Source organism: Zhihengliuella sp. (assembly GCF_031178195.1).
GTDB lineage: Bacteria > Actinomycetota > Actinomycetes > Actinomycetales > Micrococcaceae > Zhihengliuella.
The window spans coordinates 129063-155954 of sequence record NZ_JAPSJL010000009.1 but is presented as its reverse complement, the minus strand read 5'-3'; the positions used below and the strand labels follow the sequence as shown (position 1 = coordinate 155954).

Below are 26892 nucleotides of genomic sequence, written 5' to 3'. Positions count from 1 at the left end.
CGAAGCCGAACGCGTCGCCGCCTTCCAGGACTGGCTACACCACTACAATCACCACCGCGGCCACACCGCACTCGCAGGCGCCTCACCGGCAGACCGCGTACCCAACCTCCAAGGACAGAACACCTAGGACGCGACGCCGATACGTTGGCGCACGGACACCTGCCGACGTGGACAATGGAGGAGTGAGCCTTCCAACGACACCCCCGCCCCTCTCCGTCGACGTGTTCCTCGACCGTGCCACCGCGTTCTGGGCCGCTCCCGGGTTGGTCTCCGCCCCGGACGAACTGGACGGCCTGCATCTCCTCCAGCTCTACATCGCGGACGGGCTGCTCGAGGCGCTCGAATGGGCGAATCAGGGCGTGGGCTCGGACGAGGCCGCATGCATGTGGCTGGCGGCCCTGCGCTGGCACCGCCGCACGACCGGTGCCTTCCCCGCCGGCGCGCCGGAACCGCTGGACCGCTGGATCGACGACGACGTCGTGCGAGGTCCAGGGCACCGGCTGACACGTGCCCCCGGAGCGGTGGCCACAGCCCTGGATCGGGTGGAGATGGGCAGCACGTCCCGCCCCAATTCGTCCGGGACCGACTCCGCCGCGGCTCTCCTCTGCGCTGCCGTGCCAGGACTCCTTCCGCAGACCGCCGATGCCACCGCACGGCATCTGGGGACGGACGCCGCCGCACTGATCTCGCAGCGCAGTCTCTTCGAACCGGCCGCGACGACTGCGGCCGCGGTGCGGCAGCTGGTCTCGGCCCAGGACGCGCGGGCCGTGCTCGCACAACTCCACGCGGCGCACCGCGACGTCCCCGGTCTCGGCCCCGCGCTCGGGGCCGTGGTTACGGCGGCCGGGCCGGAAGGGGCCGCCGATCGACTGTTGGCCGGGACGGCTGCGGAGGACCCGGGGGTTCTGCTTCTGTCGCTGGCCCTCGCCGGCGCAGCCCACGGTACTGCGGCACTTCCGGGGACGTGGCGCGACCGGCGGGGCTCCTCTCTGGCCGTGGAGACGGCTCGCCGCTGGCGGATGCTCGTCCTTCCGGCCTGACCCAGGTCTCCGGACCGCGCCCGGCGGCCTCGCCGATGCTGGCGACTGCGGAGGAGTACCGCGTTCAGGAGGCGGCGTCGCCGAATGCCGCGCTTCCGGAGCGGGCGGCGCGCGTCCCCTCGGACCAGCCTCCGCCGACCATCTGGAGGAACTCCCCCTCCGAGACGATCTCGACCTCCTGCCCGGCCTCCCGATAGCGCAGGACCTGCCGGGCCTTCGAGGTCAGACGGCCCGACCGGAGGTCCGTGGCGACGAATCCGTCGCCGACGACCAGCATGCTGGTGCTGCGCGTGACACGGCTGGCCGTCTGCGCTCCGCAGCCGGCCGCCCGCTGCTTCGCCTCCGGGCGGCTGATCCCGAGATTGCCGGTGAAGACGACAGTCTGGCCGTACAGCGGATGTGAGGCATCAGCCCTTGGATCGGGATCCGGGTTCGGGCCCTCCTGCGGCCACACGGCCCAGTCCGGCTGCTTCGGGATGGGCGCGCCGCTGGCCCTCCAGTTGCGGGCGTCCCGGGTGGCACGGGAGAGCTCGTCGCCCACGGCGTAGGCCGGAGCCGTGCTGAAGGCGGCTCCGACCGTTGCGCTCAGCTCCCGCGGGGCGGCGGCGCCGTGGATCCGTCCGACGTCGATCATGATTCCGGCGCAGGCGCGCGCGTCCTCCAGCGCATCATGGTGGTTCATCAGCGGCACCCCGGCGGCCTCGGCGACGAAGGGCAGCGAGTACGACGCCAACCGGTAGCTGCGTCGAGAGAGGATGACGGTGCAGGCGTGCTCGAACGCGGGCCCGGACAGCTCCGAGACCTCGAGGGCGGAGCGGATGACGCCCAGGTCGAACGCCGCGTTGTGCGCGACGACGAGGTCCCCGTTGATGAAATCATTCAGGGCTCCGAAGACCTCGCGGAAGCGGGGCGCCGAAGCCACCCGCTCCGGGGTGATGCCGTGGATCTGGACATTTCGTGGGTCGAAATGGTCGTAGCCGGCCGGCGGCCGCATCAGCCACAGCTGCTCCTCGACGATGCGGCCGTTCCGGACTCTGACGGCGCCCACGGAGCAGGCCGATCCACGGAAGCCGTTGGCGGTCTCGAAGTCGATGGCGGTGAAGTCGTAAGTCATGGCTCGCAGTCGGTGCTCAGGCGGCGGGGTTCTGGTCTCGGGAGGCTCGGCGCGCACGGATCCGCTTGAGCAGCCAGATGGCCACCGCGACGACGATCGCGGCGACGACGAGCTTCTGGAAGATGCCAGCGTACTGCTCCACCACGTGCCACTGTTCGCCGAGGAAGTACCCGGCGAGGACGAAGATCGTGTTCCAGATGGCGCTGCCGGCGAAGGTCAGGGTCAGGAACCGGCTCTGCGGCATAGCGGTCACTCCAGCGGGGATCGAGATCACCGACCGGAAGACGGGTACCATGCGGCCGAAGAACACGGCTTTGCTCCCGTGCCGGTCGAACCACGCCTCGACCCGGTCGACGTCCTCCGGGGAGACCAGTGGAAGTCTACCGAAGAGGCGGCGGGTGCGGTCTCTGCCGAGCGCCCGTCCGATCCAGTACAGCAGGTACGCGCCGACGACGGACCCGAGGGTCGTCCAGATCAAGGCCTCCGCGATGGTGAAGGAGCCGCGGCTCGCCGCGAACCCGGCCATGGGCAGGATCAGTTCGCTGGGCAGCGGAGGGAGCAGGTTCTCCAGGGCGATGGCGAGGGCCGCGCCTGGCGCTCCGATCGTCTCCATCAGGCCGACAGCCCAGTCGGCGAGGCCGCTGAGCCATCCGCCGGAAGCGGGCGCGGTTGTCGTCATCGCATTCACATGGATCCAATCGTCGGGGCTCCACCGGCCCTCGCCGGTGGAGGGGCGGGTCAGCCCGCCAGTGCGGCGGTGATCTCCGGCAGCAGCGCCCTGAAGGCCTGACCGCGGTGGCTGATCGCATTCTTCTCCGCCGGACTCAGCTCGGCGCAGCTGCGGGTCTCGCCCACGGGAAGCAGCACGGGGTCGTAGCCGAAACCGCCGGCCCCCCGCGGTTCGCGCAGCAGCCGACCCTCGAGTCGCCCCTCCCGCACCGTTGCGTCGCCGTGCGGCGCCGCCAGTGCCGCGGCGCACACGAACGCCGCTCCGCGGTGCTCGTCGGGGATGTCCTGCAGCTGCGCCAGGAGCAAGTCCAGATTGGCCTGATCGTCACCGTGCCGGCCGGCCCAACGGGCGGAGAAGATCCCGGGGGCGCCATGAAGCACCTCCACAGCCAGCCCCGAGTCGTCGGCGATGGCCAGCAAGCCGGTGGCCTCGGCGACGGCGCGCGCCTTGAGCAGGGAGTTCTCCGCGAAGGTCAGCCCGGTCTCGGCGACGTCGGGGGCGTCCACGGCGCCGGCGTCGACGACCTGGGTGTCCACGTCCAGGCCGGGGACCTGTCCGCGCAGCAGTTCGCGCAGCTCGCGGACCTTGCCCTGGTTGTGCGTGGCGAGGACCAGTCGGGGGGCTGGCCCGCTCACAGGCTCTCCCCGCCCTCGACCCCGAGGGCCTCACGCTGGATCCGGGAGAGCTCGGCTGTGCCGGCCAGGGCCAGATCCAGGAGGGCGTCCAACTCCTCGCGCTTGAACGGGGCGCCCTCGGCAGTGCCCTGGACCTCGACGAAGTCCCCTGACCCGGTCACCACCACGTTCATGTCGGTCTCAGCGCGCACGTCCTCGACGTAGGGCAGATCCAGCATCGGCAGGCCGTCGATGATGCCGACCGACACCGCAGAGATGGTGTCCGTGAGGACCTTGGCATTCCTGTGGACGAGCCCCTGCTGCCGGGCCCAGCGGATCGATTCGGCCAGTGCGACGAAGGCCCCCGTGATCGCCGCGGTTCGCGTCCCCCCGTCGGCCTGGAGCACATCGCAGTCGAGGACGATCGTGTTCTCGCCCAGCGCTTTGGTGTCGATGATCGCCCGCAGGGACCGGCCGATGAGCCGGGAGATCTCGTGCGTGCGGCCGCCGATCTTGCCCTTGACTGACTCGCGCGAGCTACGGGTATTGGTCGCGCGGGGCAGCATGGCGTACTCGGCCGTGACCCAGCCCTTGCCCTCGCCCTTCAGCCACCGCGGCACGCCCTCGGTGAAGGAGGCGGTGCACAGCACTCGGGTGTTGCCGAACTCGATCAGAGCCGAGCCCTCGGCCTGGCTCGACCAGCCGCGGGTGATGGTGATCGGTCGGAGTTGGTCGTTGGTCCGCCCGTCGGCGCGCAGGATGTCTGCTCCGGTTGCGGTCACGCTGGCCTGTGGGGGTGTGCTCGTCATGCATTCAAGTCTAGGCGCGACGGCCCCTCGGTTGGGGCACTCCCGGGGCCCCGCGCGGTGCAGCGGTGGCTAGCGCCCGCTTCCCCTACTGCCCGGCGCGCGCCGAGGACGGCCCGGCCACACGCGCTGCTCGGGATCCGGACGGACGAGCGCGACCGGAGCGGTCGGCATGTCGCGTGGGTCTCCGAGCCGCGTGCCGGACCACACGCCGTAGGTGACGCCGGAGACCGCGACGGCGATGCCGCCGTCGTACACCTCCGTCGCCTCGTCGACGACCTGGTTGATGCCCGTCCAGACCGGGATGTGGGTCAGCAGGAGCCGGTGGACACCCGCGTCCCTCGCGGCCTCCCCCGCGCGTTTGCCGGTCAGGTGGACGCCCTCGATCGCGTCGTCCCTGCCCTCCTCGAACGCGGCCTCGCAGAGGAACATGTCGGCGTCGCGGGCGGCCTCGTTCAGGCCCTCGCACGCGTCGGTGTCCCCCGAGTAGGTCAGGACGGACGTCATGAGGGTCCCGTCGGCCACCGGTTCGGTCGCTTCCACGCGCAGCGCGTACGCCTCCTCGATGGGGTGGCGCACCGGGTACGGGGTGATCCGGAACGGACCGATCTCGACCGGCGTCAGAGGTTCCCAGGCACGGAAGTCGAAGTCTTTGTGCATGCCCTCGGGGTCCGTCGGCGCCAGCCCGTAGGCGGTGCCGATCCGGTCCTCCGTGGCGCCGGGACCGTAGACGGTCATCCGTTCACGCCCCCAGCCGTTCGGATCCCACCGGATGGCCACATGCATGCCGCACAGGTCCATGAAGTGGTCGGGGTGCAGATGCGTGATCATGATCCCGTCGAGGTCCTTCAGATCCGTGTAGCGCTGCAGGACGCCCAGCGCGCCCGACCCGAGGTCGAGCAGGATCTTCCATTCGCGTTCGCCGTCGAACGCTGACACCAGATAGCAGGAGGCCGGCGATCCCGGGCCCGGGAAGGAGCCCGTGCAGCCGATGATGGTGAGTTTCATGGTCTACTTCCTGGCACTGTCGCCGATGGACGCACGGGCGGTCATCTCTGGAGTCACCATAGCGATGGAACCCGTCGGGTAGCGAGCCGCGACGTGATCGACGTGCTCGACGCCGAGCACCTCGGGACCGAGGAACCGGCGCGCGAGCGACTCGAAGGCGGTCGCGTCGCCGGTGGCGATGAAGTGATGGCTCGGGTCCGTGGAGTCCACCCGCGAGAGCCCCGTACGCATCAGGGCCGCGTACACGTCCTTGGCCGTCTCCTCGGCACTGGAGACGAGTGTGACCCCGTCGCCCATGACGTAGGAGAGGACGCCGGTCAGCAGAGGGTAGTGCGTGCAGCCGAGCACCAGGGTGTCGACGCCGGCCGCCTTGAGGGGGGCCAGGTACTCCTCTGCGGTCGCCAGCAGCTCCTCGCCCGTGGTGACGCCGCGCTCGACGTACTCGACGAACCGCGGACACGCGACCGAGGAGACCTGCAGATGGGGGGCGGCGGCGAACGCGTCGTCGTAGGCGCGCGAGCCCACGGTGGCGCGTGTGCCGATCACGCCGATCCGGCCGTTGCGGGTCGCGGCGACCGCGCGCCGGACGGCTGGCTGGATGACCTCGACAACCGGGATGCCGTACCGCGCGGTGTAACGCTCCCGCGCGTCGCGCAACACGGCGGCCGAGGCGGAATTGCAGGCGATCACCAGAAGTTTGACACCGGCGTCGACGAGCTCGTCCATGATTCCGAGGGCGTTCGCGCGGACCTCGGCGATCGGCAGCGGCCCGTACGGGCTGCGAGCGGTGTCGCCGACGTACAGCGTCGACTCGTTGGGCAACTGGTCCAGCACCGCGCGCGAGACGGTCAGGCCGCCGACGCCTGAGTCGAAGATCCCGATGGGGGCCGAGGCGCGCAGCTGCCGCACCGGCTCCGCGGACTGCGGAGGATGGGGCACCTCACCGGTGCCGACAGGAACGACGTTCATGATCACCCGACAATATCCGATGCGGTCGCCGGCGCCCGTGTGATCATCCCGACATCCCTAGCGAACGTGGCCCTCGCCGAAGGGGCCGTCCAGGTCCAGCTCGATTCGGTCGGACAATGCCACCATCAGGCTGTCCTGGGCCCAGGTGACGAAGTTGTAGACGAGTGCGAGGTAGTCGTCGACCGATTCGGCCTCCGCCCAGTCCTCCAACCGGTGCACGCGTTCGGCGTCCTCCTCCGTCTCGATGCCCAGCCGCTCCGCGAGAACGAGCCGAACGTCGTTCAGCGCCGCAGCGAAGCGCGGAGCCGACGCGTCGTCCAGATGCAGACGCGAGGTCTCCAACGCCAGCTTCGCAGCCCGCAGCGAGGCCGTCTTGGACTGCCGGAGCGCGTGCTCCGTGAGGCCGCGGAACTCGGCCGAGGCGGCGTCGTCGTCCTTCACTGCGTCCGGCAGTAGTCGCCGCAGGGCAGGGTCTCGGGGCGGCTCGACCGCTGCTCCCCCAGCGCTGGCCGCGAAGTCCTCCGGACTCAGGCCCGTCAGCTCCCACAGCGGATCCCGTTCAGGGGACGACGGCGGCACGGCCGGGGCGTCCTCGTCCGGTTCCAGCAGGGTGATGACGTCGTCGAACAGATTGCGCAGGAGATCGCGCTCCGCGCGCTCCAGATGGCCGGTGACTCCGCGACGGGTGTTCTTGAAGGCGCGCGCCATCAGGCCTCATCCGCCCTTTTGAACGTCGCCCAGAGACCGTAACGGTGCATCGCCGCCACATCCGCCTCGATCTTCTCCAGCGACCCGGTAGCCACCACCGATCGGCCCAGGGTGTGGACCTCCATCATGAGTTCGTCGGCCTTGGCCTTCGAGTAGCCGAAGTAGCTGCGGAACACCCAGCTCACGTAGCTCATGAGGTTCACCGGATCGTTCCAGACGATCAGGACGTACGGGATCTCGTAGGCCGGCGACGTGTCGGCCGCGGTCTCTTCCACTGTCTCGGGGGTCAGCACGGGCATTCCTCCAGTCTAAATCCGTTTCGCCGTCTCGCCCACGCCAGGAGCCCACGCGGCCTCCAGTGCCCGGACCCACACGTTCCCTGTGCGGTCGGCGCCTCCTTACCGGGAGCGGCGGCCGTGGCCCTTTCCTGTCCCCGGCTGACGCAACGGCAGAGGGGTCCAGACCCAGCGACTTGTCCTCCACAGGTCCGTTGGCGGGCGTTGCCGTGCACAGTGGTGCCGGCTGTCCGGGCGTCCAACCTGATGGCGGGCGAGGATGGATACATGGATTTCACCGGAGCGGATGGGGCGGGCGGAGCGCCTGCGGCAGCAGCAGCAGATGCCGCGCCTGTTTCTGCCGTGTCGACCGATCCGTGGCCGGGTCCTTCGGCTTCGTCCGCTTCTGGCGCCGGGGCCGCAGAGACTCCCCCTGACGGGTCCGCCGCTGTGGCCTCGGCGGTGGCCGCAGGCTCCGCGCTCGGGCGCTCTGGCCTGGTGGAGCGGTGGGAGGCCTTGGGTGTGGTGGTCCGGGAGCTTCTCGCGGAGACGGCCGAGGCGGTCTGCGAAGGCCCGTGGGATCCGGGGCCGGCGGCCCGGCTGGTGCACCTGCTCGAGGGCGTGGGCCGGGGCACGGACTTCGGGCGGGTCCTGGGGGCGCGGGTCGCGGAGGAGGCCGATCTCGCCGGGGCCGGGGCCGGCGGGACGGGCCGGGGATTGTCGGAGTTCAAGAGCACCGCGGACTGGTACCGGCACGCCGAACGCGTCACGACCACCGAGACGAACCGGCGCCTGAACCTGGCCGGGTCTCTGCTGCCCCGCCGTGCGCTCACCGGTGAGGCGTTGGTGCCGAGGTACCCGCACCTGGGCGAGGCTGCTGCTGCCGGGGAGGTCTCCGCGGAGGCCGCGGTGATCGCGGTGCGCTGCCTGGACCGGGTGGCCCCGCGGGCCGGACAGCTCGGCCCGGACGCGGTGCGGATGTGGGAGGCGATGGAGGAGAACCTCGCGCAGGCGGCCCGGCGTTTCGATCCGCGCACTGTCGAGGCCGTGGCCCAGCAGTGGGAGGTCGCGATCGACCAGGACGGCCTCGAGCCCTCCGCGGCGGTCAAGCAGTCCCAGCAGGGACTGTTCTACAAGGGCCGGCGGCAGGGATTGCACCGGTTCCACCTGAACGTCACGACCGCGCAGTTCGAGATCCTCCGCACCGTCACCGGCGCCGCCACCAACCCCCGCACCAACAACGACATCAACGACATCAACGACATCAACGACATCAACGACATCAACGACGAGGCGACCGGAGCGAAGGGATCTGCCGCCGGCGGGCCCGTCCCCGATACGGACGGGCCGGGAGCAGACGGCCCGCTCTCCGACGTGGCCGCCGACGGCCAGGATGGGCCGGGAGCAGGCGGCCCGCTTTCCGACGTGGCCGCCGACGGGCTTGTATCCGCGGCCGGCGGGGCGCGAACGGACGCCGGTGGCGGCGTCGACGGACACGAGAATGAGAACGAGAACGGGCGTGGCGACTCCGCGACCGCCACGGCGGAGACGGACCGGACGGGCACGAGCAGCGACGTCGGCGTCGACGCCGACGCCGACGGACACGAGCACGGGCACGCGTACGAGCACGAGCACGAGCACGAGCACGAGCACGAGCACGAGAAGGATCATGGCGGTTCCGCGGCCGGCGGCGGCGAGACGACCGCCGGCGGCGGCGTCGCCGCCGGTGCCGGCCCTGATCCTGATCCTGATCCGGGTCCCGGTGCTTCGGCGGTTCCGGTGGCGTTCCTGCCCGAGCCCGGCGCCGCGCTCGCGGATGATCGGTCGCGGGCGCAGCAGGAGCTCGACGGGATCCTCGCCGCCCTGAACATCGCGTTGGCCACGGACCGGCTGCCCTCCACCGGCGGCCAACGCCCCGTCGTCATGGTCACCATCGACCACCAGACCCTGCTGCACCAGACGAACGGAACCGACGGGCCCAACGGGCTCAACGGCCCAGCCGCCCGGCCCGGTCCATCGGGCGACTCACCGGATGACCCACCGGGCGAGTTACCGGATGAGCCGTCGGGCGACTCACTGGCTGAGCTGTCGGGTGGTTCGTCGTGGCGGCTGCCCATCAGCCGGGGCATCTACACCCCGACCATGCCGCCGGCGCAGCTGCGGGAACTGGCCTGCGACGCGGCGGTGCTGCCGGCCGTGCTCGGCGACCAGGGCCAGGTCCTGGACCTCGGGCGGGCCCAGCGGACCTTCACTGCCGCCCAGCGCCGCGCCCTCACCATCCGCGACCGGGGGTGCACGTTCCCCGGCTGCACGGTCCCGGCGACCTGGTGCGAGGCCCACCACATCATCCCCTGGCACCAAGGCGGGACCACCGACGTATCCAACGGAGCCCTGTGCTGCCTGTTCCACCACACCCTGGCCGACAACAGCACCTGGGACATCGACACCACCACCGGCATCCCACTCTGGCGCCCACCGGCGACCGTCGACCCGCAGAGGCCCCTGATGCGCAACCCCTACTTCCACCCCGAAACAGCCGACCAGACAGCACTCCTGCCCCTCGACCCACCCGAACCGACACCCATCCCCTTCTGAGCTGACCGCCTACGGAACGGCGGCAACGGTTCACAGCTCCGAACGGTTTAGAGTGATCGGCAGCGCCAGCGCGTCCCGGCCAGTACGTCAGCACCCAGCAGGAGCCACCCATGCGGCAGCAGCCGACCTCGCTTTTCACCGACCATTACGAACTGACGATGCTCCAGGCGTCACTGCGGTCCGGAGCTGCGCACCGCCGATCCGTCTTCGAGGCATTTTCCCGTCGACTCCCCGAGGGCCGTCGCTACGGCGTGGTCGCCGGCACAGGCCGGATCTTGGAAGCGCTGCCACGGTTCCGGTTCTCCATGGAGGAGCTCGACTTCCTCGCGGACAACGGTGTAGTGGACGACCCGACGCTCGACTTCCTACGTGAGTTCCGCTTCACCGGTAGCATCCACGGGTATGCCGAAGGCGAGCTCTACTTCCCTCAGTCCCCGCTGCTGACTGTCGAGTCGACGTTCGCGGAAGCGTGCATCTTGGAGACCTTGATTCTCTCGATCCTCAACCACGACTCCGCGATTGCGTCCGCCGCATCGCGCATGGTCGCTGCGGCCCACGGTCGCCCGTGCGTGGAGATGGGCTCGCGCCGCACGCAGGAGGAGTCGGCCGTGGCCGCCGCCCGCGCCGCGGTGATCGCCGGATTCGGCTCCACCTCCAATCTAGAGGCTGGCTTCCGGTACGGTCTGCCGACGGTCGGGACTGCGGCGCACTCGTTCACGCTGCTGCACGACTCAGAACGCGCGGCATTCGAGGCACAAGTCGCCTCGCTCGGACGCGACACCACTCTGCTGGTGGACACGTACGACGTCGAGGAAGGCGTCCGCACGGCTGTCGAGGTCGCCGGGCCCGAGCTTGGCGCCGTCCGCCTGGACTCAGGCGATCTGGTCGATCAGGCCCGCTGGGTCCGCGTCCTCCTGGACGACCTGGGCAACCACAACACGCGCATTATGGTCACGAGCGACCTGGACGAATACGCCATTGCTGCCCTGCAGTCGGCGCCGGTCGACGCCTACGGCGTAGGGACATCGCTAGTGACCGGCTCCGGCGCGCCGACAGCGTCCATGGTGTACAAGCTGGTCTCTCGGCAGAACGAGTCCGGCGAATTCGTCGACGTGGCCAAGGCCGCCAAGAACAAGGCCAGCGTGGGGGGCAGGAAGCTGGCGGTGCGCCAGATCAACGAGCGCGGGCGTGCCACGGCCGAGCTGGTCGGCGTGGGGTTCCGCCCGGAAGCGGACTCAAACGATCGCGAGCTGATCGTCCCCCTCGTGCTCGACGGGGAGGTCCAGCCCGGATTCACGGGCCCCGAGGGCGTGCGTCGAGCCGCCGAGCGACACCAGGCCAGCGTGCAGGAGCTGCCGGGCATCGCCCGCAAGCTGCAGAAGGGCGAGCCAGTGATCCCGACCGAGCTCGTCACTCGTTGAGCCAGTCAGACCGCTGACCGGACGGGCACCCTGGCTCGAATTGCCCGGCCGGTCGACCCCGGGCTCGCCGAGCTGCGCCGCTCGAACCGCGGCCTCCGGGTCCGACGCTACTTGCGGCCGACGAACCAGTCCTGGAGCTTCTTGATCCGTGCGTCCAGCTGGTCCGCGCTCGCCTGGGCGACGGGCGGTCCCCCACAGACCTCGCGGAGCTTGTTGTGGATGGACCCGTGCGCGGTACCGGTGCGGGCTGCCCAGGCCGAGACATTCTTGGCGAGCTGCTGGCGCAGGTCCAGCAACCGACGGTGGTCGACGACGGCGGCCGCCGACGCCTGCTCCGACGCCGACGAGCGGCGCTTGACGTGTTCCGCCTGGCGCTGCCGGAGCAGCGCCCCCACCTGGTCGGCGTCGAGCAGTCCAGGGATCCCGAGGAAGTCGTGCTCCTCGTCCGAGCCGATGGCGCCGCCGGTGCCGAACTCCCCGCCGTCGAACAGGACGCGATCGAAGGAAGCGTTCGACTGCAGGGCTTCGAACTTCTGCTTCGTCAGCTCATCCGAGGCCTTCTCCTCACGGTTCGCCTCGTCGAGCAGGCCCTCCTCCGGGACGAAGTCCGGATCCTCGACGTGCTTCTCCGGCCGGTCCAGAGCGTGGTCGCGCTCGACCTCCATCTCGTTGGCGAGGGCCATGAGGATGGGCACGGAGGGCAGGAAAACGCTGGCGACCTCTCCGCGTTTCCGCGAGCGGACGAAGCGGCCGACGGCCTGAGCGAAGAACAGTGGAGTGGAGGTGCTCGTGGCGTACACACCCACCGAGAGCCGCGGCACATCGACGCCCTCGGAGACCATGCGGACAGCGACCATCCATCGGCTCTCCCCGGCAGAGAACTCCTCGATCCGGCTCGAGGCCTTGGGGTCGTCGGAGAGGATGACCGTGGTCCGCTCCCCCGTCATCGCGTCGAGCTGCGCGGCGTAAGCGCGGGCATCATCGTGGTCCGTCGCGATGACCAGGCCGCCGGCGTCAGGAACGGTCCTGCGGACCTCGCTGAGCCGCCGGTCCGCCGCCGAGAGCACGGCTGGAATCCACTCGCCCTCGGGGTTGAGCGCCGTGCGCCAGGCGTGGGCAGTGATGTCCTTGGTGAATCCCTCGCCGAGGTTGGCCTCCATCTCCTCGCCGGCGCTGGTCCGCCAGCGCATCTGGCCGGAGTAGGCCATGAAGAGCACTGGACGGACCACGTTGTCCTTGAGCGCGTCGCCGTAACCGTACGTGTAATCGGCCTTGGAGCGCCGGATTCCCTCTCCGTCCTCGACGTAGTCGACGAACGGGATGGCGGCCGTGTCCGAACGGAAGGGCGTACCGGTCAGCGCGAGACGCCTGGTGGCAGGCTCGAACGCCTCCCGGATGCCGTCGCCCCAACTGAGCTCGTCACCGCCATGGTGGATCTCGTCGAGAATCACCAGGGTACGCGCGGCCTCGGTCTTGGCCCGGTGCAGCAACGGCTTGGAGGCCACCTGGGCGTAGGTCACCGCCACCCCGATGTAACCGGCGCCGTGGCGGCCGTCGGAATTCTTGAAGTTCGGGTCGATGGAGAGGCCGATCCTCGCCGCTGCGTCCGCCCACTGGCTCTTGAGGTGTTCCGTCGGAGCGACGACGGTAATGCGGTTCACCGTTCCCGCGTCGACCAGCATCCGCGCGATGCGCAGGGCGAACGTGGTCTTGCCGGCACCCGGCGTCGCGACGGCCAGGAAGTCCTTCGGCGACTTGTCGATGTAGAGCTGCAGGGCCTCCTGCTGCCACTGCCTGAGCTTCGGCGCGGTTCCCCACGCAGCGCGTTCCGGATAGGCCGGGGGCATGCTCTCGCCCACGGTGAAGAGCGCTTCGGTCACGGGTGTCCCCTTCGGAAGTCGACGATGTGAACCGACGCGGCAGCGGGCCGCACGGTCATTCAGCTCTCAGCGCTGAGGCGCCGCGGCGCCTCCGGCGCGTCAGCTGTTCTCGTCGGCGTCGCGGAAGCCGTCGTAGACGGCCTTGCACTCGGGGCAGACGGGGAACTTCTGCGGGTCCCGGCCCGGGACCCAGACCTTGCCGCACAACGCGATCACCGGGTCACCGGTGACCGCGGACTCCATGATCTTCTCCTTGCGCACGTAGTGCGCGAACCGTTCGGAGTCGCCCGGCTCGATCAGCTGGCGGGTCTCCTCGCGCTCGACCGTCGCGGTACCACCGCGGCTTCCGCCGTCGAAGGGATCGTTCTCGATGGAGTTCGCAGGCAGGCTCATGAGCTCCATTCTATCAACCGCGCCCTACTTGTTCAGTGTGACCGCCTGCATGAGCTCCGGCAGCCGGGCGTCGAACCAGCGGCCGCCGACCCGGACGCCCAGGGCCAGCAGGACCCCGCCGAGCACCAGTCCCACGAGCAGCGTCAGCCACGCGTAGACGGGATGCCCTGTGACGAAGTACGCGATCAGCAGCCCCAGCTCGGGCAGCAAGGCGAGGGTGGCGACAGCGAAGGTCCCGAGTTGCACGATCGCGACCCGCGCGCCCGCTCCAGGCGGCGTCTTGAAGGGATTCTCCCCGGGCAGCGGGACGCTGTAGGTCCATCGTGCCGAGACAACCGACGACACGCCTAGCCCGGAGAGCAGCCCGCCGAGGCTCACTCCAAGGATCGCGAGCGCATCCACCGGGTCGCCGCCGGCGGCCAGCGGGATGAAGGAGAGGAGCACGACGAGGGGGACCGAGATCGCCGCGCAGGCCACGACCCGGCCGAGCCGGTCGTGAACGCCCCGGAGACCTGTGGTGACGTGCAGGGCGAACGCGGTCGAGTCGTAGGAGACGTCGGCGGAAATCGAGAAACCGAGCATGACCGCGACCAGCGGCGCCGCGGCGTAGAGCATAAACGGCGATCCGGCCTGGGAGGAGGCATACCAGAACGCAATCGGGATCAACGGGACGACGACGATGCTCGCGGCGTACCGCGGGTCCTTGAACCAGTAAGTCAACGCCCGGCCCGCCACGGCACCCCACGGCGCCGCCGGGAACCAGCGGAGGGTTCCGAGTCCGGCATGGGACCGGCCGCCTCCGCCGCTGCTCGCGGGCTGCTCGAGGGAGCGCTGGAGCAGCACGGCCCAGAGCCCCACGGTTGCCGCGAGGTAGGCGAGGGCCACGGCCAGTCGGATCCCGAGGACCGCCCACGCCCCGGCAGCAGCGTCAGCGGGCAGCGCGGCGAAGGCTCCCAGCGGTGTCCAGGCGACGATGTCGGCCACCTGCGGCAGCCATCCCATCAGCTCGGACCCCTCGGAGGAGATCCAGCTCTCGATCCCGCCGATGATGGGGCCGAGCAGGACCAGAGGCACGAAGAGCAGGATGGTGCCGACCTCGCGGAAGCGCCGGCTGGCGGTCAGCGCATGCGCTGCGGTCGTCGTCATCCGGGCGAGGGCCAGGCAGTACAGGGCTCCGAGCGCTCCGGCCGGCAACGCTACGACGGCCGCGGTCGTCCACTGACGCCAGGCCAGCGTCTGGGCGAGGAAGAGGATCACCGTCACGGCACCGGGGACGCCCACGAATCCGGTCAGCAGCAGGCCCGCGGCGAGGTCGCGGCGCGGAATCGGCAGCGACGCGAAGCGCTGGGGGTCGAGGGTCGCGTCTACGCCGGCGGCCAGGACGGGGATCACGGCCCAGAGCAGGGTCGTCAGCCCACCGGCCAGGATCAGGACGGTGCCGATCAGCAGGCGGTCATCATTCCCGCCCAGGCCGAACAGCCCGACGATCAGCATGGCGGTGATGAACAGACCGTAGAGCGCTCCGAGGACGACGCCGACGAGCTGCCACGGGCTGCGCCGGAAGCCGTTGACCAGGAGTGCGGCCTTGAGCCGGATCAGCTCTGCAACCACTGCAGCCCCCCGCCCTGGGCCCGGCCGCCGACGAGGTCCACGAAGCGATCCTCGAGGGTGGCGCCGTCACGTACCTCGTCGACGGTCCCGGCGGCCAGCACGTTGCCGGCCGCGATGACGGCCACATGCGAGCACATCCGCTGAACCAGGTCCATCACGTGGCTGGAGACGACGACCGTTCCACCGCGCTCCACGTAGCCGGCGAGGATCGAGCGGATGTTGGTCGCCGACACGGGGTCGACTGCTTCGAAGGGTTCGTCAAGGACCAGCACGCGCGGCGAGTGGATGAGGGAGGTGGCGAGCGCAATCTTCTTGGTCATGCCGGCCGAATAGTCGACCACGAGCTTCGAAGCGGCATCCTCGAGGTCCAGGACCCGGAGGAGATCCTCAGTCCGCTCGGCGACCGTCGTCGGATCCATGCCGCGCAGCCGTCCCGCGTAGGTGACGAGCTGGCGGCCGGTGAGGCGGTCGAAAAGCCTCACGCCGTCGGCGAGGACGCCCAGGATCCGCTTGGCCTCGAGGGGTCGTTCCCAGACGTCTATTCCATGGATCCACACCCGTCCGGCGTCCGGTCGCAGCAGGCCGGTGGCCATCGACAGGGACGTCGTCTTGCCGGCCCCGTTCGGCCCGACAAGCCCGTAGAACGATCCCGCCGGCACGTCGAGGTCGATGGCGTTGACCGCGACCTTCTCGCCGAAGCGCTTGCCCAGACCCCGCACCGCGATCGCTGCGTGCGGGTGTCCCGTGTCCGTGCCCTCGTCGACCATGGCGCCAATCTAGCAATGGCGAAGGGGCGGAGGCTTCATCCTTTCGGATGAAACTGCCGCCCTTCTGCGAGCCTCGCCCGGGCTCTCCACCGCCGTCGGGAGGGCGTCGGCCCGGCAGCTGGCCGTTAGAAGAGGACGCGCGCGAGCCGCTGGCGCGCCGCTCGCACCCGGTCGTCCTGAGCTCCGACGACGTCGAACAGCTCGACCAGGCGGGTCCGCGCAGTCTCGCGCTCGTCGCCGGAGCTACGGGCGACGAAGCCGATCAGACGGCGGAATGCATCCTCGACGTGGCCGCCGGCAAGATCCAGGTCCGCGACGTCCAGCTGCGCCTCGAGGTCGTCCGGTCGGTCGGCGCCGGCCGTGCGGACGACCTGGGCGTCCATCGACTGCACGCGACCGAGCAACTGCACGTTGGCCAGGCCGATCTCGGCGTCGTGGTCGTTGGGCTTCTGGGCCAGCGCCTCCCGGTACGCCGACTCGGCCGCAGCGTAGTCCCCGGCATCCAGCGCCTCCAAGGCCTTCTGGTGCAGTGGCGGCAGCTCCGGCTCGGCCTGGGGATCTGCAGCGGCAAACGGCGCGAGCGTCCCGGTGACACCGTGCTGGACCGCCAGCTGGAGGAGTTCGTCGAAGAGGGACTTCATCTGCTCCGGCGACGCCGCACCCTGGAAGAGCGGCACGGGCTGGCCCCGCACTACGGCGACGACGGCCGGGATCTGCTGCACCCGGAAGGCCTGCGCAACCGCCTGCTCCTTCTGCGCGTCCACGAGGAGCAGGGCGAGCCGCCCGCCGTAGCCATCGATCAGGGCCCCCATCGCCTCGTCCAACTGGACCGACTCGGGAGCCGAGGCAGCACCCAGCGATACGACGACTGGGGCGGTCGTCGACCACTGGAGGGCCTGCTCGAACTCGGCCTGGCCGATGCGCTTGACCCAGGTGGCTCCTGCGGACGGAGCCCCGCTCCCGGCGGGGGCCCCTCCGGGCTGCCCGCTCAGGGCCGAGAGGTCCACGGCGCCGCGGGTCGAGGCCGGTGCAGCGATCGGCTCGTGGGAGCCGGGCGTCGGTTCGTGCGTCGGTTCGGTGGGGAGGCTCATGCCGGGTGGTTCGTCCTTACTCGTCGATGGTCACGGACTTCAGGGTGGTGTCGCCCGCAATCACTTGGATCTTGTCCTTGCTGCCCGAGGCCGGGATGTACAGGGCCACGGTATCGGTATAACTGAACGTCGCGGTGCCGGTCGTCTCGTCGTCGCCGGCCATCTCGATGTGCAGCTCGTCGACGAGGGACACCGTGCCGCCCTCCTCCGCCGGCATGGTCAGCATCCGCGAGTCGATGGCGGCGGTGACGATGGCTCCGCCGTCGGGCGTGGCCAGGACGTTGGTCTCGGAGACGTCGACGGCCCGCTCGAAGTTCACACGCGCGAACTCGCGGTTGTCCTCGTTGTCGCGCACCGCCTCCTGTGCCTCGTGCACGCGCTGGATGAAGACGCTCTCGGCGAAGAGGTCCTTCTCGGCGGCAGCCGGGTCGGAGAGGAACTGGCTCAGCCCGTTGAGCGCGGCCTCCGGCGAGGCCAGGAGCCCGTTCTCATCGGCGGGGTCGAGCGGCTGGACGGCGGGGTCGCCGACCGCGATGCCGGGGAAACTGGTGCCCGGGAGCATCGGCACGTTGTTGACGAGCTTGTAGTTCTCACGCGGCGACGCCTGCTCGAGCGTGAGGACGCGTGGGAAGTCACTACCCTCGACCTGCGTGACGGCGACGGCGGTTCGCGGCCAGGCAGTATCCGTAGTCACGGCGGCGGAGAGGATGGGCCCGGCGGCGACCGGCTCCGCCGGGTCGACCTCGAGTCCGTCCTGACGCTGCTGATAGTTCAGTGCCCGCAGGGCAAGCGCGGTGCCGTCCATGCGCGGCCGCAGCGCCTCCACGTCCTGCGCCTCGTCCCCTGCGGCGATGGTCTCGGAGGCGTCCGTGAGGATCCGCTCCAGCTGGGTCTCCAGGACCACAGGGTAGCGGTCCTCCTCGGCGGACTCGGCGTCCGACTCCCCATCGGCCGGGGCGGATTCCGGCGCGGACTCCGACGGCGTCGCGGACGCACTCTCGGAGGCGGCGCTCTCGGAGGCCTCGCCGCTGGGAGAGGCGTGAGCGGCACTGGCTCCGCCGAAGCCGAGCCCGACCGCCGTCACGGCGGCCACGACACGGCGGGCGACGCCGCTCGTCGGCTTCCCGCCGTTCGTGCCTCCGTTGGCGGTGGTCTCCTCGCCCGCCTTCTCGCCCGGCTTCCCGCCGGGCATGATCAGCCGGATGAGGCCCAACAGGAGCAGGAGGGCGCCGATGATGATCAGCGCCAGGGCGAACGGGGTGCCGGCGTCGTTCGGCCATTCGAAGGTGATGTCCACCGGCGCGGGCTGCTCCCCGTCGACGGCCAGCAGGAGCGACCAATCGCCCTCGGCCGGTTCCGTCCAGGTATGGGTGGTCTGCTGGTCGACCTTGTCGGTGGCGACCCACAGGTCCGACTGCGCAGGGCTCGGCACGGACGCCTCGCCCTCGACGTGCTCGGTCTGGACGGTGAAGTTCTCGGCGTCGATCCCGGTCACCCGGTTGACGGCCGCGCCCTCGGCCCAGGCGTCCACGTCCCCGCTGCGCCCGAGCATCACGTTGAACTCGGCCGGGGACTCGATCGTGATCTCGACCGGCTCGTCGTGGACGTCGGCGACGGCGGGCTCGATGACCGTCAGCGGGGCATCGGGCAGCCCCGACACGCTGGCGGTGAGTGTTTCGGACGGCGCCCAGAAGGTCTTCTGGCCGATCCCGACGAGCAGGGCGACGGCGCCGAGCACGATCGCGACGGCGGCTGACAGGATTCTCACGGACTTACTCACCTTACGGCTGGGAACAGGACTCGACCACGGCGCTGCTGGGGTCCACAGGGGCGCGCCGCCCGATCTCAATGATAACGACGCGGTCACGCCCGATGGTTCCCACTTTGGGACGAGTCTCACACGATGAAGCCCCGCAGACCAGCCCGGCGGGGATACTCACCGGCCCGTACGCGTGTTCCAGCAGTGCGCGTGCCAGTGCCGACGCCCGGCGGCGGCCACCTCGTCGCCGGACCAGTGGTCGGCCCGCCAGGCGACGATGTGCTCGACTCCCGGGGCGATCTGCAGGTGGCAGCCGGGGCAGGTGTAGTGCTTCTCTGCACGGTGCCCGGCGATGCGGCGCACGTGCCACTCTCCGTCGCGCGCGCTCTGGCGGGAGGGGAACCCGAACGTCATGTCCTCGACGGGACGCTCCTCCGCCGCGGCCTGCCACTTGTTGCGACGTTTCCCCTTGCCCGGGGCGGCGGACGGGCGGCGCGGAAGGTGCGATCGGGGCATGTCCGCCATTGTGCCAACAAGGGCCGGCCTGCGCGATCCGGCGCACCTCGCTAGAGTGTCCTCTTGTGCGTCTCGTCATTGCCCGCTGCTCCGTAGACTACGAGGGCCGTCTGCGCGCCCACCTCCCGCTGGCCACACGCCTGCTGGTGGTCAAGGCGGACGGCTCCGTCCTCGTCCATTCCGACGGCGGCTCGTACAAGCCCCTGAACTGGATGAGCCCGCCGGCGGTCCTGCGTACCGTCGAGCCGGACGAGGACGACCGGGAGTCGGGCGTCGAAGCCGTCTGGCGGGTCCAGAACGCCAAGAGCGACGATCGGCTGATCGTCCGCATCCACGAGACGATCCACGACTCCACCCACGAGCTCGGAGTCGATCCGGGGCTCATCAAGGACGGCGTCGAAGCCGACCTGCAGCGCCTGCTGGCCGAACAGATCGAGACTCTCGGCAGCGGCTTCTCCCTGGTTCGTCGCGAGTACATGACGGCCATCGGACCGGTCGACATCCTCGCTCGCGACGCGGAGGGACGGACGGTCGCGATCGAGCTGAAGCGTCGCGGCGACATCGACGGCGTCGAGCAGCTGACACGCTACCTCGAGCTCATGAATCGCGACCCGTTGCTGGCCCCGGTGCGCGGCATCTTCGCCGCCCAGAAGATCAAACCGCAGGCCCGCACGCTCGCCACCGACCGCGGCATCGAGTGCGTGACGCTGGACTACGACCAGATGCGCGGGGTCGACGATTCCGCTTCCCGGCTCTTCTAGGCGCGCCGCCGAGTCCGCTCCGGCCCGGCCGCCCTGTCGGGCCCGCCCCGCATTCCCCTAGGATGGGCCCATGGTCCCCCTCCCCGTCCCGACGTCCCCCGACGACGCCTCCTCGGGCCCAGTGCCCGCCGCCCCCGAGACCGAGCCCGCCGCGGCCGGCTCCCCGCGCCTCGCGCTGCGCGGGACGGTGGTGACGGAGGGTCTGCAGCTGATGGACGCCGTCGTGGTGATCGACGGGGACCGGCTCGACTACGTGGGGCCGTGGGATGTCTTCGCCCGCGACGCGGGCCCGTCGACCTATGCGGTGGAGGACCTGCCCGGGAACGCACTCCTGCTGCCAGGTCTCGTCGATCTGCACTGCCACGGCGGCTACGGCGTGGACTTCACCAGCTCCAGCCAGGAGGAGATCGAGGCCGCCCTCCCCCGGCTCTACGCCACGGGGACGACGACGTTGCTCGCCTCCATCATGTCGGCCCCTGCCGAGCGCATGGTCGCCGCCTGCGAGCGGCTCGGCGCCCTCGCTGCCACGGGGACTATCGCCGGCGTCCACGCCGAGGGCCCTTTCCTGGCGCCGACACGGTGCGGGGCGCAGCCCGCCGAACACCTCCTGGCCTACGACGCCGACTTAGTCGACGCCCTCGCCGAGGCCGCCGCGGGACAGCTGCGCACCATGACCTACGCGCCGGAGCTCGAGGACAGCGACGCCCTGGTCGAGCAGCTCGTCACCCACGGCGTCGTACCCTCGCTGGGCCACACCGACGCCGATGTCGCCACCGCCGCCGAATCCCTCGCCCTGGCCGCCGAGGAGCTCGACTCGGCCGGTTTCGACGGCTACGCGGAAGTGCCCACGGTCACGCATTGCTTCAACGGCATGGCTCCCTGGCACCATCGGGCGCCCGGCGCCGCCGGGGCGGCCCTCGACGCCGCAGCCGAGGAAGACGCCGTCCTCGAGGTCATCGGCGACGGCCACCACCTGGCGCCGCAGACGGTCCGCATGCTCTTCAACCTGCTCCCCGAGTCCGCGCTGATGCTCGTCTCGGACGCCACCTCGGCGGTGGGACTGAGCGACGGCACGCACCGCCTCGGCGATCAGGAGATCACCGTGTCCGGCGGCGTCGGGCGCACCGCGGACGGCAGGCTCGCCGGTGGCACCTCCACGCTGCTCGACGGCCTGCGAAGCGTCGTCGCCGCCGGGATCCCCGTCCAGCGCGCAGTGCCCGCAGCGACGAGCATCCCTGCCTCCTTGATCGGGCTGGCCGACGAGGTGGGGCAGCTCCACGCCGGCTTCAGCGCCGACGTCCTTGTCGCCACGGAGCAGCTCGAGCCGCTGGCCGTCTACCGACACGGGCGCCGCGTGCTCTCCTGAGCGACGGCCTCCAGCCGGAGCGATCAGAGGTCGGACGTCGTGTCACGAAGACGTCATACGGAGGTCGCGTACGCCCCGGCCGCTCCGGCCGAGGTCAATTCACGCAATGTTGGTCCGGGGCTCTTGCCGGGGCCACGAGCGTGTGTGAGTCTGAAACCAGTCTTTGTGTTGGTTGTATCGATCCCGCAAAGCACTACGCGGGTGGGAAACATCAGTTTTTGCGGCTCCGGGACTTTTCCCTGGCCGACTCCCCCGCACTGCCGGTGAAACGGTTGCCGGCAGCGACATCGAGATCGGGAGGAAAAGAATGGCTCAGGGAACCGTGAAGTGGTTCAACGCCGAAAAGGGTTTCGGCTTCATCACGCCGGACGGCGCGGAGCAGGACGTCTTCGTGCACTACTCGGAGATCCAGACCCAGGGCTTCCGCACACTGGACGAGAACCAGCGCGTGGAGTTCGAGATCGGCGAGGGCACCAAGGGCCCGCAGGCCACCGGCGTCGTCGGGCTGTAGACGCCCGGACGCAACGCAGGAGGGGTGGGAACGGTTCTTCCGTTCCCACCCCTCCTGTCGTGTACGGCCTCTCCCGATGGCACCGGGAGGACCTAGCGCCAGGTGCCGATCCCGACCACCGGGCCTGCCTCCAGCCACGCGCTCAGGCCGGTATAGGCGCCGTAGTTCATGGCCAGCTCGAACTCCTGGCCGCCGTGGCCCAGCCCGACGACGATCCAGCCGCCGGGCAGCTTGGCCGCTTCAGCCCCCTGGGGTTCGCGCCACCCATTGATCTGCAGCTGGCTGCGCTGGAAGCGGTGCCGCGGAATCGGCGAGAGCGAGTAGAGCGACATGAACTCCAGCTCTTGTTCCGCATAACGACAAACCCCCATCCGCCACCGTCCGGAGACGAGGCAGATGGAGGCGTCGAAGGTGCCCAGGGCGCCCCGCAGCTGCGACCTGCGCAGCAGCAGGGCACCCATCATCAGCGCGACCGCCACGGCGGCCAGGATGATGATCAGCAGTCCGAGGTCGTTCAAGGCCGGACTATCGGTTTCCCGCTGCCGCGGCCTCGTCGAGCTGGGCGTTGTCGGCGACGATGACGACCCGGTTGTTGTCGACCGAGAAGAAGCCACCGTCGGCCTGGACCGTGATGCGCGAGCCGTTCACCGGAGTGATCTCCAACTGACCGGCCTCCATCACCGCGAGGACCGGGGTGTGGCCCGGCATCACGCCGATGTCGCCGTCGCTGGTGCGCGCCTTGACCAGAGTCGCTGCCCCGGACCACACGAAATGGTCCGCAGCGACGATTTCGACTTCGAGTTCGGCCATGGCTACTTGGTCTGTTCCTGGATCTTGGCCCACTGGCGCTCGACGTCGTCGAGACCGCCGACGTTGTAGAACGCCTGCTCGGCCACATGGTCGAGCTCGCCGTCGCAGATGGCCTTGAAGCCCTCAACGGTGTCCTTCAGGGAGACCGTCGAACCCTCGACGCCGGTGAACTGCTTGGCGGTGTAGGTGTTCTGCGAGAGGAACTGCTCGATGCGGCGGGCACGGGCGACCGTGACCTTGTCCTCCTCGGAGAGCTCGTCCACGCCGAGGATCGCGATGATGTCCTGCAGTTCCTTGTTCTTCTGGAGGATCTGCTTGACGCGCACGGCCACGTCGTAGTGCTCCTGGCCCACGTACTGCGGGTCGAGGATGCGCGACGTCGAGGTCAGCGGATCGATCGCCGGGTACAGACCACGCGAGGCGATCGCACGCGAGAGCTCGGTGGTCGCGTCGAGGTGGGCGAAGGTCGTCGCCGGAGCCGGGTCGGTGTAGTCATCGGCCGGGACGTAGATCGCCTGCATCGAGGTGATCGAGTGGCCCTTGGTCGACGTGATGCGCTCCTGCAGCAGACCCATCTCGTCGGCGAGGTTCGGCTGGTAGCCCACGGCCGACGGCATGCGGCCGAGCAGCGTGGAGACCTCGGAACCGGCCTGGGTGAAGCGGAAGATGTTGTCGATGAAGAGCAGCACGTCCTGGTTCTGCACATCGCGGAAGTACTCCGCCATGGTCAGGGCCGAGAGGGCCACGCGCAGACGCGTTCCCGGCGGCTCGTCCATCTGGCCGAAGACGAGGGCGGTGTCCTTGAGGACGCCGGCCTCCTCCATCTCGACCCAGAGGTCGTTGCCCTCACGGGTACGCTCGCCGACGCCGGCGAACACGGAGGTGCCGCCGAAGTTGCGGGCGACACGGGTGATCATCTCCTGGATGAGCACCGTCTTGCCGACGCCTGCGCCGCCGAAGAGGCCGATCTTGCCGCCCTTGATGTACGGGGTCAGCAGGTCGATCGACTTGATGCCGGTCTCCAGCATCTCGGTGGCGCCCTCGAGATCCGCGAACTTCGGAGCATCGCGGTGGATCGTCCAGCGATCACTCGCCTGGATCTCGGATGCCTCGACGTCGAGCGGCTCGCCCAGGACGTTGAAGATGTGGCCCTTGACGCCGTCGCCGACCGGGACGGAGATCGAGGCGCCGGTGTCGACCACGACCGTGCCGCGGACCAGGCCGTCGGTGGCCTGGAGCGAGATGGCGCGGACCAGGTTGTCACCGAGGTGCTGGCTGGTCTCGAAGGTCAGGGTCTTGGTCACGCCGTTCAGCGTCACCGTGGTGGTCAGTGCGTTGTAGATGGCGGGGAGGGCGTCGGCCGGAAATTCGACGTCGACGACCGGACCGATCACGCGCGCGACGCGGCCGGTGGCACCGGCGCCCGCGGCTGCGGTTCCCTGCTCGTTCAGTTGGGCAGTCATGTCTCTCACTTCGCTCGTGTAAATAGCGGGGGGTTACGTGTTGTTCGGCTGGCTAGGACGCGTTCAGTGCGTCCGCACCGCCCACGATCTCGGTCAGTTCCTGCGTGATCTCGGCCTGACGGGCGTTGTTGCGAAGTCGCGTGTACTTCTTCACAAGCTCGGAGGCGTTGTCGCCGGCGGCCTTCATGGCCCGCTGGCGTGCGGCGAGCTCCGAAGCGGCCGCCTGCAGGAGCGCGGCGAAGATCCGGGACTCGATGTAGCGCGGCAGCAGGGCGTCCAGCACCTGCTCGGGCTCCGGTTCGAACTCGTACAGCGGAAGCAGGTCCGAGCTGTCCGTGGCCTCCTCCTCGACGACCTCGAGGGGTAGCAGGCGCGTCACGACCGGCTCCTGCAGGACCATCGACTTGAACTGCGTGTACACCACGTGGATCTCGTCGACGCCGCCGTCCTCGTACTCGCCGACGAAGTCCTCGAGCACGGCTGCACCGAGTTCGCGTGCGATCTCGAATCCCGGGTTGTCGGTTCCGCCGGTCCAGACCTTCGCGTAGTCGCGCCCGCGGAAGTCGAAGTACGCCTGGGCCTTGCGGCCGACCAGGTAGAACTTGACTTCCTTGCCTTCCTCCCGGAGGAGTTCGGTGAGCGCCTCGGCCCGCTTGAGGACGCTGGATGAGTAGGCGCCGGCGAGGCCTCGATCGGAGGTCAGGACCACGACTGCGGAGCGGCGCGCCTGCGCGTGCTCCGTGGTCAGCGGGTGCTCGACATCCGACGCGGACGCGGCAGCAGAAACAGCACGGGTGATCGCGTTGGCGTAGGGCAGGGACGCGGCCATGCGGCTGCGGGCCTTGCCGATACGGGAAGTGGCGATCAGTTCCATCGCCTTGAAGATCTTGCCCATCGACTGCGTCGACGCGATCTTCTGGCGGTAGACCCGAATCTGGGCTCCCATGTTTTTCCTTTCCTTGTCCGCTGCCCGGGTGGGCCGGTCCTCAGGACCGGCCCACCCGGGCGGCGGCCGATGTCAGCGCTTCTGCTTGACGATCTTTTCCTGGCCGACGGCGTCCTCATCGAGCGGAGCGTGCTCCTCGTGGCCCGGGCCGACGAGCGCGTCGTCGCCCTCGCCGAGGAACCCCTTCTTGAACTCGGTGATCGCGTTGTTCAGCGCATCGACGGTGGAGTCCTCGATCTTGCCGGTCTCGGCAAGCGTGGTGAGGATGCTCGTGCGATGACGCAGGTAGTCGAGGAACTCGCCCTCGAACCGGCGCACATCGGCGACCGGGATGTCGTCCAGGTGACCGTTGGTGCCGGCCCAGACGGACACGACCTGCTCCTCGACGGGGAACGGGTTGTACTGGCCCTGCTTGAGCAGCTCCATGAGACGCGCGCCGCGGGTCAGCTGTTGCTTCGAGGCGGCGTCCAGGTCCGAGGCGAACATGGCGAAGGCCTGCATGTCCCGGTACTGGGCCAGCTCGAGCTTCAGCGTGCCGGAGACCTTCTTCATCGACTTCACCTGCGCGGCACCACCGACGCGGGACACCGAGATGCCCACGTCGACGGCCGGACGCTGGTTGGCGTTGAAGAGATCCGACTGCAGGAAGATCTGACCGTCGGTGATGGAGATGACGTTGGTCGGGATGTAGGCCGAGACGTCGTTCGCCTTGGTCTCGATGATCGGCAGACCCGTCATCGATCCGGCACCCAGCTCGTCGGAGAGCTTGGCACAACGCTCGAGCAGGCGGGAGTGCAGGTAGAACACGTCGCCCGGGTAGGCCTCGCGTCCCGGCGGGCGGCGGAGGAGCAGCGACACGGCGCGGTAGGCCTCGGCCTGCTTGGACAGGTCGTCGAACACGATGAGGACGTGCTTGCCGCCGTACATCCAGTGCTGGCCGATCGCCGAGCCGGCGTAGGGGGCCAGGTACTTGAAGCCGGCGGGGTCGGAGGCCGGCGAGGCGACAATCGTCGTGTACTCGAGGGCACCCTGGTCCTCCAGCGTCTGGCGGACGCCGGCGATGGTGGAGGCCTTCTGACCGATGGCGACGTAGATGCAGCGGACCTGCTTGTTGACGTCGCCCGACGCCCAGTTGGCACGCTGGTTCAGGATGGCGTCGACGGCGATGGCCGTCTTGCCGGTCTGACGGTCGCCGATGAGCAGCTGACGCTGGCCACGGCCGATCGGGATCATGGCGTCGATGGCCTTGATGCCGGTCTGGAGCGGCTCGTGGACCGACTTGCGCTCGGTGACGCCCGGGGCCTGCAGCTCGAGGGCACGGCGGCCCTCGGCCTGGATGGGGCCCTTGTCGTCGATCGGGTTGCCGAGCGGATCGACCACGCGGCCGAGGAAGTTGTCGCCGACGGGGACAGAGAGGATCTGGCCGGTGCGCTTCACCTCCTGGCCCTCTTCGATGCCGGTGAAGTCTCCGAGGACCACGACGCCGATTTCGCGGGTGTCGAGGTTCTGGGCCAGGCCCAGAGTGCCGTCCTGGAATTCAAGAAGTTCGTTGGCCATGACGGAGGGAAGACCCTCCACCTTGGCGATGCCGTCGCTTGCCGTGGTGACGCGACCGACCTCGACCCGATCTGCGGCGCCCGGTTCGTAGGACGCCGCGAACTCGGTCAAGGCATTGCGGACGTCATCGGCATTGATGGTCAAATCGGCCATCTGCAGTCCCTGCTCTCCTGTGTTCTGT

At 69.6% G+C, this 26892-nt stretch carries 26 protein-coding genes and 1 pseudogene; 7 read left to right on the top strand and 20 right to left on the bottom strand.

Annotated features, from left to right (window positions below):
- Positions 1–127 (top strand): annotated as a pseudogene (locus tag RIN46_RS12820) (IS481 family transposase); the annotation flags it as partial.
- A gap of 55 nt (positions 128–182) precedes the next feature.
- Positions 183–1040: a hypothetical protein gene (locus RIN46_RS12815; RefSeq protein WP_309082122.1), complete on the top strand. Its 858-nt coding sequence runs from the start codon at positions 183–185 to the stop codon at positions 1038–1040.
- A gap of 64 nt (positions 1041–1104) precedes the next feature.
- Here RIN46_RS12815 and RIN46_RS12810 read toward each other — a convergent pair whose 3' ends face one another.
- From RIN46_RS12810 to clpS, 8 genes are all read right to left on the bottom strand, one after another.
- Positions 1105–2154, bottom strand: coding sequence for an exonuclease domain-containing protein (locus tag RIN46_RS12810; RefSeq protein ID WP_309082121.1), 1050 nt, complete (start codon positions 2152–2154; stop codon positions 1105–1107).
- A 16-nt stretch (positions 2155–2170) separates the two neighbouring features.
- Positions 2171–2833, bottom strand: a complete 663-nt coding sequence (locus RIN46_RS12805; protein WP_309082120.1) for a DedA family protein — start codon at positions 2831–2833, stop codon at positions 2171–2173.
- Positions 2834–2892: 59 nt separating this feature from the next.
- Entirely contained in the window at positions 2893–3519 is a 627-nt protein-coding gene (gene rdgB, locus RIN46_RS12800; protein ID WP_309082119.1) for an RdgB/HAM1 family non-canonical purine NTP pyrophosphatase, read from the bottom strand.
- Positions 3516–4307, bottom strand: a complete 792-nt coding sequence (gene rph, locus RIN46_RS12795) for a ribonuclease PH (RefSeq protein ID WP_309082118.1) — start codon at positions 4305–4307, stop codon at positions 3516–3518. The genes rdgB and rph overlap by 4 nt, the downstream gene beginning before the upstream one ends.
- A gap of 69 nt (positions 4308–4376) precedes the next feature.
- Positions 4377–5312 (bottom strand): MBL fold metallo-hydrolase, encoded by a 936-nt coding sequence (locus RIN46_RS12790; RefSeq protein ID WP_309082117.1) that lies wholly within the window; start codon positions 5310–5312, stop codon positions 4377–4379.
- A 3-nt stretch (positions 5313–5315) separates the two neighbouring features.
- Positions 5316–6281: a glutamate racemase gene (gene murI / locus RIN46_RS12785; protein ID WP_309082116.1), complete on the bottom strand. Its 966-nt coding sequence runs from the start codon at positions 6279–6281 to the stop codon at positions 5316–5318.
- A gap of 57 nt (positions 6282–6338) precedes the next feature.
- On the bottom strand, positions 6339–6989 hold the full coding sequence (locus tag RIN46_RS12780) for a DUF2017 domain-containing protein (protein ID WP_309082115.1): 651 nt from the start codon (positions 6987–6989) through the stop codon (positions 6339–6341).
- Complete coding sequence (gene clpS, locus RIN46_RS12775; protein ID WP_309082114.1) at positions 6989–7288, bottom strand: ATP-dependent Clp protease adapter ClpS; 300 nt, start codon at positions 7286–7288, stop codon at positions 6989–6991. Before clpS ends, RIN46_RS12780 begins: the two co-directional genes overlap by 1 nt.
- A 438-nt stretch (positions 7289–7726) precedes the next feature.
- Between clpS and RIN46_RS12770 the strand changes: the two genes are divergently transcribed.
- Both RIN46_RS12770 and RIN46_RS12765 read left to right on the top strand, forming a co-directional pair.
- Positions 7727–9859, top strand: a complete 2133-nt coding sequence (locus RIN46_RS12770) for a DUF222 domain-containing protein (protein WP_309082113.1) — start codon at positions 7727–7729, stop codon at positions 9857–9859.
- Positions 9860–9969: 110 nt separating this feature from the next.
- On the top strand, positions 9970–11280 hold the full coding sequence (locus RIN46_RS12765) for a nicotinate phosphoribosyltransferase (RefSeq protein WP_309082112.1): 1311 nt from the start codon (positions 9970–9972) through the stop codon (positions 11278–11280).
- Positions 11281–11387: 107 nt separating this feature from the next.
- Here RIN46_RS12765 and RIN46_RS12760 read toward each other — a convergent pair whose 3' ends face one another.
- The 7 genes from RIN46_RS12760 to RIN46_RS12730 form a co-directional block, all read right to left on the bottom strand.
- A complete protein-coding gene (locus RIN46_RS12760; protein ID WP_309082111.1) occupies positions 11388–13160 on the bottom strand; it encodes a DEAD/DEAH box helicase in 1773 nt (590 codons plus the stop codon).
- A gap of 99 nt (positions 13161–13259) precedes the next feature.
- Positions 13260–13553, bottom strand: a complete 294-nt coding sequence (locus RIN46_RS12755; protein WP_309082110.1) for a DUF3039 domain-containing protein — start codon at positions 13551–13553, stop codon at positions 13260–13262.
- Positions 13554–13577: 24 nt separating this feature from the next.
- Complete coding sequence (locus RIN46_RS12750; RefSeq protein WP_309082109.1) at positions 13578–15164, bottom strand: transporter; 1587 nt, start codon at positions 15162–15164, stop codon at positions 13578–13580.
- Positions 15149–15931, bottom strand: coding sequence for an ABC transporter ATP-binding protein (locus RIN46_RS12745; protein ID WP_309082108.1), 783 nt, complete (start codon positions 15929–15931; stop codon positions 15149–15151). Before RIN46_RS12745 ends, RIN46_RS12750 begins: the two co-directional genes overlap by 16 nt.
- Positions 15932–16056: 125 nt before the next feature.
- A complete protein-coding gene (locus RIN46_RS12740; protein WP_309082107.1) occupies positions 16057–17022 on the bottom strand; it encodes a tetratricopeptide repeat protein in 966 nt (321 codons plus the stop codon).
- Positions 17023–17038: 16 nt separating this feature from the next.
- Complete coding sequence (locus RIN46_RS12735; protein WP_309082106.1) at positions 17039–18790, bottom strand: hypothetical protein; 1752 nt, start codon at positions 18788–18790, stop codon at positions 17039–17041.
- A 168-nt stretch (positions 18791–18958) separates the two neighbouring features.
- Positions 18959–19297, bottom strand: coding sequence for a hypothetical protein (locus RIN46_RS12730; protein ID WP_309082105.1), 339 nt, complete (start codon positions 19295–19297; stop codon positions 18959–18961).
- Positions 19298–19362: 65 nt separating this feature from the next.
- On the opposite strand from RIN46_RS12730, the gene nucS reads away from it, so the two are divergent.
- The 3 genes from nucS (at position 19363) to RIN46_RS12715 (ending at position 21935) form a co-directional block, all read left to right on the top strand.
- Positions 19363–20058, top strand: a complete 696-nt coding sequence (gene nucS / locus RIN46_RS12725; RefSeq protein ID WP_309082104.1) for an endonuclease NucS — start codon at positions 19363–19365, stop codon at positions 20056–20058.
- 70 nt (positions 20059–20128) lie between these two features.
- On the top strand, positions 20129–21424 hold the full coding sequence (locus RIN46_RS12720) for an amidohydrolase family protein (RefSeq protein WP_309082103.1): 1296 nt from the start codon (positions 20129–20131) through the stop codon (positions 21422–21424).
- A gap of 307 nt (positions 21425–21731) precedes the next feature.
- Entirely contained in the window at positions 21732–21935 is a 204-nt protein-coding gene (locus RIN46_RS12715) for a cold-shock protein (protein WP_309082102.1), read from the top strand.
- A gap of 92 nt (positions 21936–22027) precedes the next feature.
- Here the strand turns inward: RIN46_RS12715 and RIN46_RS12710 are convergent, their stop codons facing one another.
- From RIN46_RS12710 to atpA, 5 genes are all read right to left on the bottom strand, one after another.
- Entirely contained in the window at positions 22028–22453 is a 426-nt protein-coding gene (locus RIN46_RS12710; protein WP_309082101.1) for a DUF2550 domain-containing protein, read from the bottom strand.
- Between the two features lie 7 nt (positions 22454–22460).
- Positions 22461–22745 carry a F0F1 ATP synthase subunit epsilon gene (locus RIN46_RS12705; protein WP_309082100.1) on the bottom strand — a complete coding sequence of 95 codons (285 nt, stop codon included), beginning with the start codon at positions 22743–22745 and terminating at the stop codon, positions 22461–22463.
- 2 nt (positions 22746–22747) lie between these two features.
- Positions 22748–24208, bottom strand: a complete 1461-nt coding sequence (gene atpD / locus RIN46_RS12700) for a F0F1 ATP synthase subunit beta (protein WP_309082099.1) — start codon at positions 24206–24208, stop codon at positions 22748–22750.
- A 52-nt stretch (positions 24209–24260) separates the two neighbouring features.
- Complete coding sequence (locus RIN46_RS12695; protein ID WP_309082098.1) at positions 24261–25154, bottom strand: F0F1 ATP synthase subunit gamma; 894 nt, start codon at positions 25152–25154, stop codon at positions 24261–24263.
- A gap of 72 nt (positions 25155–25226) precedes the next feature.
- Positions 25227–26864: a F0F1 ATP synthase subunit alpha gene (gene atpA, locus RIN46_RS12690; protein WP_309082097.1), complete on the bottom strand. Its 1638-nt coding sequence runs from the start codon at positions 26862–26864 to the stop codon at positions 25227–25229.
- Positions 26865–26892: the final 28 nt, after the last annotated feature.